This window comes from Geotalea toluenoxydans JCM 15764 (genome assembly GCF_001311985.1).
Lineage (GTDB): Bacteria > Desulfobacterota > Desulfuromonadia > Geobacterales > Geobacteraceae > Geotalea > Geotalea toluenoxydans.
In genome coordinates this window covers 1-10,928 of the sequence record NZ_BBCJ01000051.1, presented here as the reverse complement: position 1 = coordinate 10,928, position 10,928 = coordinate 1, and the positions used below count along the sequence as shown (strand labels likewise).

The window sequence follows — 10,928 nt, the reverse complement described above, 5'->3', positions numbered from 1 at the left end:
GCACCATCGGCATGCGTATGGACATCATGGGACAGATGAAAGCCAATTCCCATCATGTGCAAGGGGTGACGGTAACCAACAAGCATTGCTACTCGTGCCACTGGGAATCGACCCCCGAAGGACTCATCGATGTGAAGCACCATGAGGGCTACAATTACAAGAATTATTCGTCGGCTAAGAATGCGCCCGTAGATCTTGTCGTCTGGGGACCCGGCATCAGGCCCACCGTCTATAAGCTCTATACGACCGCCGTCAGCTTCCTTGCCAGCAACATCGGCACTGCCAATGAGCGGACGGAAGTGACCAAGCTCACCAATGTCTGCATCAGCTGCCACAGCGACCAGAACAATGACAGCGTGCCGTTCGACGACTGCAAGACACCGCGCCAGTACGCATGGGATCTGCAGAGCGTTGCTGCACGTTATTCACAGCAGGGCACCGTGGCTTGGGGCAAGTACAACTCCACCACCTATCCCGGTGCCAATCAGAAGGACAGGGTAACCAAGGCGGTTTCCGCCCACGGCAACGCAGTGGCCAACCAGGGTGGCTTCGATGCCATCAATGGCCTCGACAGCTCCATTGCCAATACCAGAAACGGCGCCCAGAACGTACAGTGTTTCGACTGTCACAGTTCCCACGGCTCGAAGGTGGTAGGCGTGACCTCAAGTTACCTGACTTTCAACGGTACATACAACGGCGCGAACCTGAAGGAAACACAGGCTGGCAAGGGAGGCTACGCCATGAGTTACAAGGCTTCCGCCAATAGCGCCGCCGGTTCCGTCAATCCTTATAATGCCGGGGCCGGTCAATGCTTCGACTGCCACCTGAACCAGAACGTGGGCGTAACCCCATGGGGATATGAGTCCACATTCGGCGCAACTGCACCCATCAGGGGCTACCTTGATTCGCTCCGCTTCGGGGCGGATACGGCCGGATATATGAGCCGTTACTCTTACAAGAATATGGCCATCAAGGGTGGGCACCTGAAAGCGTCAAGTTTCCTCAACAATACAACTGCTGCGCAAAACAAGATCAATGGCCTCTGCACACCCTGCCACGATCCCCATGGGGTAAGCCCGGTTTTGGGAACGAAGCAGCCCCTTGCCGTGCCGATGCTTAAGGGAACCTGGCTTACATCACCATACCGGGAAGATGCGGCCATAGCAGATACCGCTAATCCGCCGGGGGGGCAGAAGCTATACGGGCCGCCGGGGGCTTACACCGACCAGAATACATTCGGTGGTGCCAGGATTTCAGAGGACGACAGCAGTTACGCCGGGCTTTGTCTGCGCTGTCACAACAAGTCGAAGCTCACCGACGGCGTCAACAAGAACCAGCCGTGGAAAAGTGCCGATCGGGTGCACGAGTCGGTCAAGGGATGGGGAGCCAACACCCAGCATTCCTATAGCTGTTCCAAGTGCCATGCGCCACACACAAGCGGCATGCCTCGCCTCATGCAGACCAACTGCCTTGATACCAGACACAGGGGGAGGGTGGCTTCCGGCGGACAGGCAGGGTCTAACGGCCCCGCTACCTTTGAATATTCCAACTATCCCAATCCAAGCAGCGGCAGTTTCCCCCGTGGCGCCGATCAGTATGGGGTCAACTGCCATCCGGGCGGCGCCTGGCCCGATAACAGCTGGAATAAGGTGACGCATGGTAACTATAAAAACAAATTACTTTTTCCGGACATTTTGTCGATTCACGGGGGGGCTTTTCCTGATCCTGGCATTTGCCAACCTTTCCCCCAGTGACTCTTTCGCCGCCGGCGGCGATATCATCTGGCAAAAGGGCGACCTCAAAGCCGGTACCCAGGAGGCTCAGGCTTCCATTGTGGATCCCCAGGGGAATTTCCTGGTGACCGGCTACCGGAATCTTGCTGGTGACACCAACGACGATTACTACACCGTCAAATTCAAGGCGGATGGGTCGGACATAGCCTGGAGCGCCTTTTATGACAGGGCGGGAGCCTCGGACAAGGCCACCGCCATTGTGGTCGATGCAGCCAATGATGTGATCGTCACCGGCTATGTCTGGAACGGGACGAACAAGGATATCCACACCATCAAGTACAGCGGAGCAACCGGAGCCGTGCTTTGGCAGCATACCTGGAACGGGGGGGCCGGTGGCAACGATCTGGCACCGCCGTTTCGGTGGACTCCCTCAATAATGTCTATGTTGGCGGGACCACCCAGAATGCTTCGGGCAATGACGATCTCGTCATTCTCAAATACAGCGCCGGGGGCCCTGATCCTGACGGGACTCCCCTTTGGGCAGTTACCTATAACGGGACAGCCGAAGGCGCCGACCAGCTGTATTCCCTTGCCGCAGGCATTGACGGACTTGCTGTAACGGGGCAATCATGGAACGGCACGTCCTATGATCTGCTCACCATCAAATATGGCCTTGACGGAAGCAACCTGTGGGAGAAGCGCTACTCATCAGGGGCCGGATATGTATGTTCCGGGAAACAGGTGAAGATGGATGCCGGCGGCAATGTAATCGTCAGCGGCACGGCGGCGAACAACCTGGACCTGGATATCTATACAGCCAGGTACAATGGCTCCACCGGTTCCATATTGTGGGAAAAGACCTACAACGGAGCCTTCAATGATGAACCTAACGGCCTGTATGTGGACAATGGCGGCGATGTCTATGTTACGGGCTATACCTGGACCCTTTCCGGCACCAACGACTTTTATACTGTCCGTTATGCAAGCAGTAACGGCGCTGTGGTCTGGCAGCAGAATTTCGATTCGGGAGACGGCAACACAGATGTGGCAATAGCCACCGGCATCGCCGTCGACGAGGCAGGAGATGTCTTGGTTACCGGCTATACGGTGACAGGGGGAAATTACGATTTTCAGACCATCAAGTATAAAAGGGACAACGGCAACCAGTTGTGGCACAGCAGCTTCAACGGAACTGCCGGTAAAAATGACCGCCCCGCAGGCCTGGGATTTTCGCCTGCCGGGGACGTCCTGGTGGGTGGCTGGTCGGATAATGGTACCGACTTGGACTATTACCTGATCAAATACGATGCCGGTGCAATCAATCCTCCCACCAGTCTGGCAACCACCACCATTTCAAGCACCAGCATCGGGCTGTCGTGGACCGATAACTCCGGCAACGAGGAAGGCTTCAAGATCGAGAGGAAGCTGGGAGAGCAGGGAACCTTTGCCCAGATTGGCGTTGTCGGAGCAGGGAGCACCACCTATACCGATGAGGGCTGATTGCCAACAATTATTACTACTACCGGGTACGGGCTTACAACGCCGCCAACGGCGATTCCCACTACAGCAACGAGGCCCGGGCCCTGACGGTGTTCGTCAATTTTATCGCCCCCAGCTGGAGCTATCTGTACAACAATCCCGATGATATGGATGATTTCGCCAATGCCGTTGCCGTCGGTCCGGACAACAATCCGGTGGTCACCGGTTACAGCCTCCGTGCCGTGGGGGGATTCGACTACTACACCCTCAAGCTGAGCAGCGTGGACAAAAGTATCATCTGGAGTCACCTCTATGATGATGCTGACAGTGAAATGGATGTGGCCAAATGTGTGGCGGTGGATGGCAGCAACAACGCCATCGTCTCAGGCTATTCACAGCTTTTCTACGCACCGGCCCAGAGGAACATCAACTCCATCTATACCTTGAAATACCCTGCAACAGGGCCTCCGGAACTGTGGCACAGTCAGTACAATGGCCCCGGCGCCATCGATGACCGGGCGACGGCCATTGCCACCACCACCGATGCCGGCAACAATATAGTCGTCATCGGCTATGGCAAAAATGGCGCAGGCAATGAAGACATTTATGTGGTCAAATATGCTGCGGCGCCCCTCCTGGATGAGCTGGGCAATGCCGTTACCTCCTGGGCCGCGGTGCCTTTCGACGGGGGCGGGGACGACATCCCAAGTGCGGTAGCCATCGGGCCTGACGGCAGTGTCTATGTTGCCGGGTATAGTGAAACGGCCCCGGATTCAAATATCTACAACCTTTTTACCGCCAAATACAGCGGCGCCACCGGCGCCCTTGTCTGGTCCGACCTGTACAGCGTTGTTTCCGGCGGGGATAACCGCGGCAATTCGATTGTCGTAGATATGGCGGGAGATGTCTACGTCACCGGATCGGCAAAGACTGCCGGCGGGAACAGGGATATTTATACCATCAAGTACAGTGGTAGCGGCAATATCGCCCAAAGGATCTGGGAACGCCCGGTTGCCGGGCCGGCAAACGGTGACGACGACGGAGTCTCGGTAAGGATCGACCCCATTGACGGAGCAGTCATCGTTGCCGGGACCACACTGACCGGCGCCGGTGACCATGACGTGACGCTTGTCAGGTACAATGCTGCAGGGGATGTGGTCTGGCAGAAAACCCTTCAGCGTCCCATGAACGACGACCAGGCGGTGGCCATGGCGGTGGACGCCTCGGGGTATGTTTATGTTGCCGGCAATACCAGCAATGGAGCTACCATAGACGTTATCTCGCTCATTTATGACCATGAGGGTGCGCTGCTGGGCGCCACCATCTATAACGGCGCTGCCAACGGCAATGATGAAGCCAGTTCCATCGCCGTCAACTATCAGGGAGAGGCATTCATTGCCGGAAGCTCGGCCAATGCCACCGGAAACGCCGATTACCTGGTGATCAAGCAGGTCAATAATTTCATTCTCGTTCCTGCACCTTTCACGGCAACCCCGCAGGCAGATTACAGCAGGATCGATCTTGCCTGGAGCAGCAATACTGCCGGCGCCGGCTTCCGCATCGAGCGGACCCTTGGACCCATAACCTCTTCCAGCATCTGGACCCCGATCAACACCGCCTCTGCCGGTACGACTGCTTTCGTTGACAGTGCCTCAACGGCAATACCCGGTACTGCTACCGTATCGAAGCTTTCAACGGCAGCCTGGTTTCCCGAAAGATTACCACCTGCGCCACCACAACCCTCCAGGCGCCGGTTCTCAATCAGCTGTCACTGCTGTCGGCAACGGCAATAGACGTGAGCTGGGGCAATATTCCCGGCAACAGCGGCTATCGGCTGGAGAGAATGGCGGGCGGAGGGAACTGGACCCAGATCGGCAGCAATCTCGCTCCCGATACTTTGCTTTACCACGATACAACCCTGACTGCCGGAGTAGTTTATCAATATCGAATCAGTACCATCAACAGTGCCGGGCTTTCCCTCGCCAGCAATGTGCAGGTTGCCCCTGTTCTCAATGCCTTGGCCGGAATTACCGCCGCCAAAATCGATCTGACCTGGCCTGCAGTTACCGGCGCCACTGGCTACAAGGTGGAGCGGAGCACCGACAACAGCACCTGGACTGTTATTGACATTCCGGGTGCTGCCGCTGTCAGCTTCTCCGATACCACCGTCGTTGCCGGAGTTCTTTATTACTATCGCCTGCGGGCAACAAATCCGGGTGGCGATTCCACGGCGAGCCTTGTCCAGTCCGGGCGAACCAAGCTGCAGACGCCGGCCGTCATATCGGCAACCACCGTTTCCACCAGCGAAATCTCCGTCAACTGGAGCGACCCCAACAGTTTTGAGGGTGGTTACAAACTGGAGTATTCCGGTTGTCTGAATCAAACTTACTGCGCCTCGAATACAGGCTATGATTACTACTGGACCGCCTGGACCACGGTCAACCTGGGCATTGACGCAACCACGACGAACATCAGCGGTCTTACCCCCGGCAACCTTTACCGGTTGAGGGTTACGGCTGTGGGAACCGTCAATTCGGATACCAGCCCCATAGTAACGGCCCGGACGAATGTTTCCGGTCCGACAAATCTGGTTGCCACTGCCGCAACGGACAGCTCGGTCAGCCTTTCCTGGTCTGATGTCTATGGTGAAAACAATTACCGGGTCCTGAAAGACGGTGTCGTCCTCTCCGGCAGCGGATTGCCGCTGGCTCAAAATACCACGGCTTATACGGTCAGTGGATTGAGCATGAATATCCCATACTGCTTCAAGGTACAGCCCTACAATGGAACAAGCTCGAGTGACAGCAACGAGGCATGCGTGACCATCCATGGTCCGCCAACGCTCACCAGCGTCACCGGCGTGTCCCAAGGCCAGATCGACCTGGCTGGATCGATGTGACCGGTGATGTGGGATATGAAGTGTGGCGAAGTGCAGCAACATACCAATCGACTCCTCCGGCAAGTCCAGGCACCGGCTCCTGGAGTGTTTACGTCAATGGGACACCGACACCACTGGCTGCCGATACGGTTGTCTTTAACAACAGCGGGCTTACAGCCGGCTACACCTACAAGTACAAGATTCGCTACAAGCTGGCCGATGGCAGCTTCTCAGCCTTCAGCAACGAGTTCATGGCAACTACCGTTCCCCCTACGCCGATCTTCAGCACCTCGGTAGTTTCCAGTTCCCAGATCAAACTTTCCTGGACCGACAAAACTGGGGAAACTTCCTATAATCTGCAGCACAAGGTGCGAAACGGCGCAGACTGCAACACCGAAGACTGGACCGGCGTTACTTCCACGTCGGTTGCCCAGAACTCGACTACTACGACAGTGAGCAGCCTGCTACCGGGCGCCACCTACTGTTTCAGGCTGAACGCGGCCAATCTGGCGGGGGCTTCGCCGTGGAGTACTACTGTCACACAGACCACGTGGCTTGATGCGCCGGTTCTCAACCCCCTTACCGGCATCACCCAGTCCAGGATCGACCTTTCCTGGACCAACATCATCGGCAATACCGGCTACAAGATCGAGCGCAAAACCGGCACTGTCGCCTGGTCACAGTTGCAACACCCGTAACAGATGTTGCCATCTACAGCGACACCACAGCTGCTGCCAACACTACCTACTATTACCGCGTTTATGCCAAAAACAGTGTTGGCGCATACTCTGTCCCATCCAACGAGCAGAGCGCAACCACCCTGCCCATCACGCCGCCGGTGCTGAATACCCTGTCCGGCATCACCACCGGCCAAATCATCCTTTCATGGGACGACGTTGCCGGCAATGACGGGTACAAGGTGGAGCGAAGCCCCGACGGCGCCAACTGGTCGCAGGTGGCTACCCCTGCCCTGGGCGCCGTCACCTATACCAACAGCGGCCTTTCTGCCGGTACCCTCTACTATTATCGCGTCTCCACAAAAAATACAGCCGGCAGTTATTCAGTGCCCAGCAATATCCAATCGGCCACCACAACCCCGGCTGCACCTTCATTGACGACAAAGCTGATCAGCGAGGCAAGAATAGATCTTACCTGGCAGGTGGTCTACGGCGCCACCAATTACAAGATCTCGCGCTCAATCGGCGGCAATGGACCGTGGAGCCAGATCAACAACCTGGCAATCGCCTATTCGACACTCTATTGCGGGTACTATACCAGCCCAACCATCGGCTGCCCCACGTTGGCGCCGGTCTTCGCTACCCATGGGGATACGTCCCTGACGGAGAACGTGGAATACTGCTATCAGATGACTGCCTGGAACACCACCGGCGGTGACTCGGCCCCAAGCAACATTGTCTGCCAGAAAACCCCTGCAGTCGGTGCTCCAAACCTTAATGCCGTCACCCCTCTGAATTCGGGCAAGATCAAACTGGAATGGAGCTACACGGGTGCCGCCTGCACTCCGGTCCCCTGTGAAAATCCCGACGGGTTCCAGATTTGGCGCTTGCTTCCCACCGGAGAAATGGGGCTGGTGACAACGGTGCCGAACACCGGCACCTATACCGATACCATGGCCATCGAACCCCAGAAGGCTTATGCCTATCAGGTGAGGGCATACCGGGAGGGGACTTCTCGCCCTTCAGCAACACCCTGCAAGCGACAACCCCAGCTTACACATCTGCAGACGGCACCTGTCAGTAGGTGTCGTCGCCTTCCCAGTCCGCTTCAGGATATCGAAAAAAGCGGCGGTGCCGGTAGCCGCACCGCCGCTTGCTCCGGTGAGTCTCCCTGCCCATTTCCATTTAAACCCCCATCATGTTAGATTTCCCATTGAGTTGCATGCATTTTTGGTGTAGTGGTGGTCTTGCGCCAGATATGATGCAACGACATGGTAACGGCGGAAAACAGGGAACTGATAATCGAAGGAAATAAGTGGAAAGATTTACCGGGTAGATGGATTGTGAAACAAGCAATAACTGCAATCTATCTACTTCTATATAGCCAATACCCATATAGATGTAGATAGGGAACTCTACCTGCTCAATAATTATTATGAGGAATAAAAAATGACTGACAATCCATCAATGACAATTCCTACTTTGAACATTGAAGAAGTAGTTGATCCGCTTGTTGCTGAGATGCGCGTACTTGCAAGCAAAGCAGAAAAAGTCAGCATTTTCGCCCCAATACGAACCTTCTCAAAATTAAGAAACATCCGAAAAGAGCATCTAAAAATTCTCAATAAATATGAAACTGCACTCGAAGACTGTTACGCTAAAACTGCCGCACCAACACAAGGGCCTGGGGTCGCCATGAGTTTCATACAAACATGGTCCCTTTCGAAAGGATTGACCGCAACGCTGCGGCTCCAAACTACATGGAGTGATCTAAGTGCATTAATTGACCGCAAGTTCACTTACACGACGGCAGTATTGTCGATGTACATTGCCGTATTATCTCTTTTTCTGACTGTGGCCTTTGGGATTCTTAGCTTCCATCGTCATCTACCGTACCGAAAAAAGAAATAAAACCTAAAAATCCAGAAACAACAGGAACAAAATGGGAACAAAATGGGGTCAGGATTGCAAACTTGTGGGAAGGCAACTGGGACGTAGTTTAAAACAAGATAGAAAGAGATAGGGGTGTCAGGTCTACACATTGACAGATGATATTTCTTTGATAAGCTCTGGACGGAAATTATCCATGGCATTAAAGGAGGTATGAAATGGGTAGGCCATTAAGAATCGAATATCCTGAGGCATTTTATCACGTCACCTCGCGAGGAAATGAGAGGAAGGATGTATTCAAAAGTCAACGAGATCGGGAGAAATTTCTCACATACTTGCAGACTGCCACAGAACGCTATGGCGCAGTAGTCCACGTTTACTGCCTGATGAGCAATCATTATCATCTGTTGCTGGAAACGCCAGAGGGGAACCTGTCACAGATCATGCGGCATATAAACGGGGCATACACAAATTATTACAACACCAAGAGAAATCGTACGGGACACCTGTTTCAGGGAAGATACAAGGCGATATTGGTAGAGGCCGATGAATACGCAACAGAGCTTTCCCGATACATACATTTGAACCCCGTCCGGGCAAAAATGGCAGAGGAACCGGAAGCATACCGGTGGTCGAGCTTCAGAGCGTACATCGGTGAAAGCAAAGCCCCTGAGTGGCTGAAAACCGGCTTCATTCTCAGATATTTCGGCAGCAATGGCAAAGTTGCCGAAAAAGAATATCAACGTTTTGTCCATGAACTGCTTGGGGAGGAAGGAGAGTATTCTCTGGATTTCTCCACAGCCACAGCCATCCTTGGGACTCAGGAATTCATGGCAGCAATAGAGGAGAAATATCTTGTAAACAAAGAGCCAGACAGGAACCTTCCAGAGTTACGGAAAATTTCCAAGCGATTGTCGCTTGAAGCAATCATAGAAGAGTCCAAAACTTGCTTTGAAGAAAACGAACAGCTTTCAGCCAAGGCAAGTATCTATATAAGCCACAAATATAGTGGTGCACGACTGAAAGAGATCGGTGAGCGATTTGGTATAGGTGAATCGGCAGTATCGCAGGCAAGCAAGAGATTTGCAGAAAAGATAGCAGCGGATGCTGAGCTGAGAAATCTTGTAGAGAAGCTGCATGCAAAGTTGAGGAATGTCAATGTGTAGACCTGACACCTTTATGTTCTTCTCAAGTTGCAAGGGGAATATGTAAGCAAACTGCCAAAATTAGGAGCCAACCAGCGGCAACAGCGGTCTCCGCTGACGCTCCGCCGGTGGTGCCTTGAGACGTTGTAGATCAAAATAACGTAGTATTTACTACGCGGGGAGAATTTGAAGGGAATGGCTCTCGGAGCTTATTAGTTCATCGTTGTTATAAATTTCGAAGATGAAACGAATACCTCCATATCCTGGAAGTGGAAAAGGAGATATCACGAGTGGAAGAGAAATAGTCCGTACAGATTCCTTAAATTCAATATTCCCTTCCATTCTGGCAATATCTTTTTCATCGACATCTATCTTGAGAACAAAGCGATTAGGAGGTACGTCAGAATTTTCAATTTCTACCCTAATAAAAACACCAAATCGAAACGGAATTGGCCAAGTTATGTCAGATGGCAACCCAAGTTTGATTTCGTCGCTATAAATACCCATTACCGAAAATTTGTTCCCGGTTTCAAATCGAATGTCTTCAGCAATGATATAGTCAATGATTTTCATTTGTTACCTCCGACAACAGCCATTCGTTCAAATCGTGGCTGTATGGAATTAGCGGCAAAGCCTGGAACATTAAATGTGATTTTTGTATGAACTTCTACTTTCTCATTATCAGAAAAAATGGCCATTTGGGCTTGTCTCGTATGAGGCCTTAAGGCCTCATGAAGTAAACGACCGGCTTCTTCAACTACTCTATATTTAGCCATGGACTGGTCATATCGTGCTTCAGCAACTTCAAGTATCCAAGGAAAAGTTCGGATTATACGTAAAAGAGCTAACGTCGCTGCAGATAATTCACCGCCTTTCCAACGGGCTATTGTCCTAGAAGGCAATTCTAAAGAACGCTCCATATAGGACATTTTTATGCCTTTGTGTGCCAAATTATCTAGCATATCTATGACAGATTGTTTTTTTGCGATTTCAAGAGCTTTTTCAATTAGTTCATCATTTGCTCCTGAGAAGTCACCACTTTCGCCACAAGTTTGGCATTCTTCGGTCACTTCTTCATATACAGCAGGATTACCGTAAACTACGGGGAGCGAATGCTTATTTATTT

At 52.9% G+C, this 10,928-nt stretch carries 8 protein-coding genes and 2 pseudogenes; 8 read left to right on the top strand and 2 right to left on the bottom strand.

Annotated features, from left to right (window positions below; genetic code table 11):
• The 8 genes and pseudogenes from JCM15764_RS20390 to JCM15764_RS20350 all read left to right on the top strand — a co-directional run.
• Positions 1 to 1,754: pseudogene (locus tag JCM15764_RS20390) on the top strand (CxxxxCH/CxxCH domain c-type cytochrome); the annotation flags it as partial.
• A 399-nt stretch (positions 1,755 to 2,153) separates the two neighbouring features.
• Complete coding sequence (locus JCM15764_RS20380; RefSeq protein WP_243689515.1) at positions 2,154 to 3,233, top strand: hypothetical protein; 1,080 nt, start codon at positions 2,154 to 2,156, stop codon at positions 3,231 to 3,233.
• Positions 3,234 to 3,322: 89 nt separating this feature from the next.
• A complete protein-coding gene (locus JCM15764_RS20375) occupies positions 3,323 to 5,005 on the top strand; it encodes an SMP-30/gluconolactonase/LRE family protein (protein WP_054698753.1) in 1,683 nt (560 codons plus the stop codon).
• Positions 5,006 to 5,007: 2 nt separating this feature from the next.
• Positions 5,008 to 6,111: a fibronectin type III domain-containing protein gene (locus JCM15764_RS20370; protein WP_054698751.1), complete on the top strand. Its 1,104-nt coding sequence runs from the start codon at positions 5,008 to 5,010 to the stop codon at positions 6,109 to 6,111.
• Entirely contained in the window at positions 6,108 to 6,788 is a 681-nt protein-coding gene (locus JCM15764_RS20365; protein WP_054698750.1) for a fibronectin type III domain-containing protein, read from the top strand. The genes JCM15764_RS20370 and JCM15764_RS20365 overlap by 4 nt, the downstream gene beginning before the upstream one ends.
• A 140-nt stretch (positions 6,789 to 6,928) precedes the next feature.
• Complete coding sequence (locus tag JCM15764_RS20360) at positions 6,929 to 7,972, top strand: fibronectin type III domain-containing protein (protein ID WP_054698748.1); 1,044 nt, start codon at positions 6,929 to 6,931, stop codon at positions 7,970 to 7,972.
• A gap of 244 nt (positions 7,973 to 8,216) precedes the next feature.
• The gene (locus JCM15764_RS20355) at positions 8,217 to 8,678 is read left to right on the top strand and encodes a hypothetical protein (RefSeq protein WP_054698746.1); all 462 of its coding nucleotides are present in this window, start codon (positions 8,217 to 8,219) and stop codon (positions 8,676 to 8,678) included.
• Positions 8,679 to 8,875: 197 nt separating this feature from the next.
• Positions 8,876 to 9,823 carry an REP-associated tyrosine transposase gene (locus JCM15764_RS20350; RefSeq protein WP_054698744.1) on the top strand — a complete coding sequence of 316 codons (948 nt, stop codon included), beginning with the start codon at positions 8,876 to 8,878 and terminating at the stop codon, positions 9,821 to 9,823.
• A gap of 150 nt (positions 9,824 to 9,973) precedes the next feature.
• Here the strand turns inward: JCM15764_RS20350 and JCM15764_RS20345 are convergent, their stop codons facing one another.
• Together JCM15764_RS20345 and JCM15764_RS20340 are read right to left on the bottom strand one after the other, a co-directional pair.
• Positions 9,974 to 10,375 carry a hypothetical protein gene (locus JCM15764_RS20345; RefSeq protein WP_054698742.1) on the bottom strand — a complete coding sequence of 134 codons (402 nt, stop codon included), beginning with the start codon at positions 10,373 to 10,375 and terminating at the stop codon, positions 9,974 to 9,976.
• Positions 10,372 to 10,928 (bottom strand): annotated as a pseudogene (locus JCM15764_RS20340) (hypothetical protein); the annotation flags it as partial. The pseudogene JCM15764_RS20340 and the gene JCM15764_RS20345, both read right to left, overlap by 4 nt.

What these genes read in the sequence shown, in the direction of transcription:
- JCM15764_RS20355 (WP_054698746.1), top strand. Translation starts at nt 8,217, where the DNA reads ATGACTGACAATCCATCAATGACAATTCCTACTTTGAACATTGAAGAA.
- JCM15764_RS20350 (WP_054698744.1), top strand. Translation starts at nt 8,876, where the DNA reads ATGGGTAGGCCATTAAGAATCGAATATCCTGAGGCATTTTATCACGTC.
- JCM15764_RS20345 (WP_054698742.1), bottom strand. Translation starts at nt 10,375, where the DNA reads ATGAAAATCATTGACTATATCATTGCTGAAGACATTCGATTTGAAACC.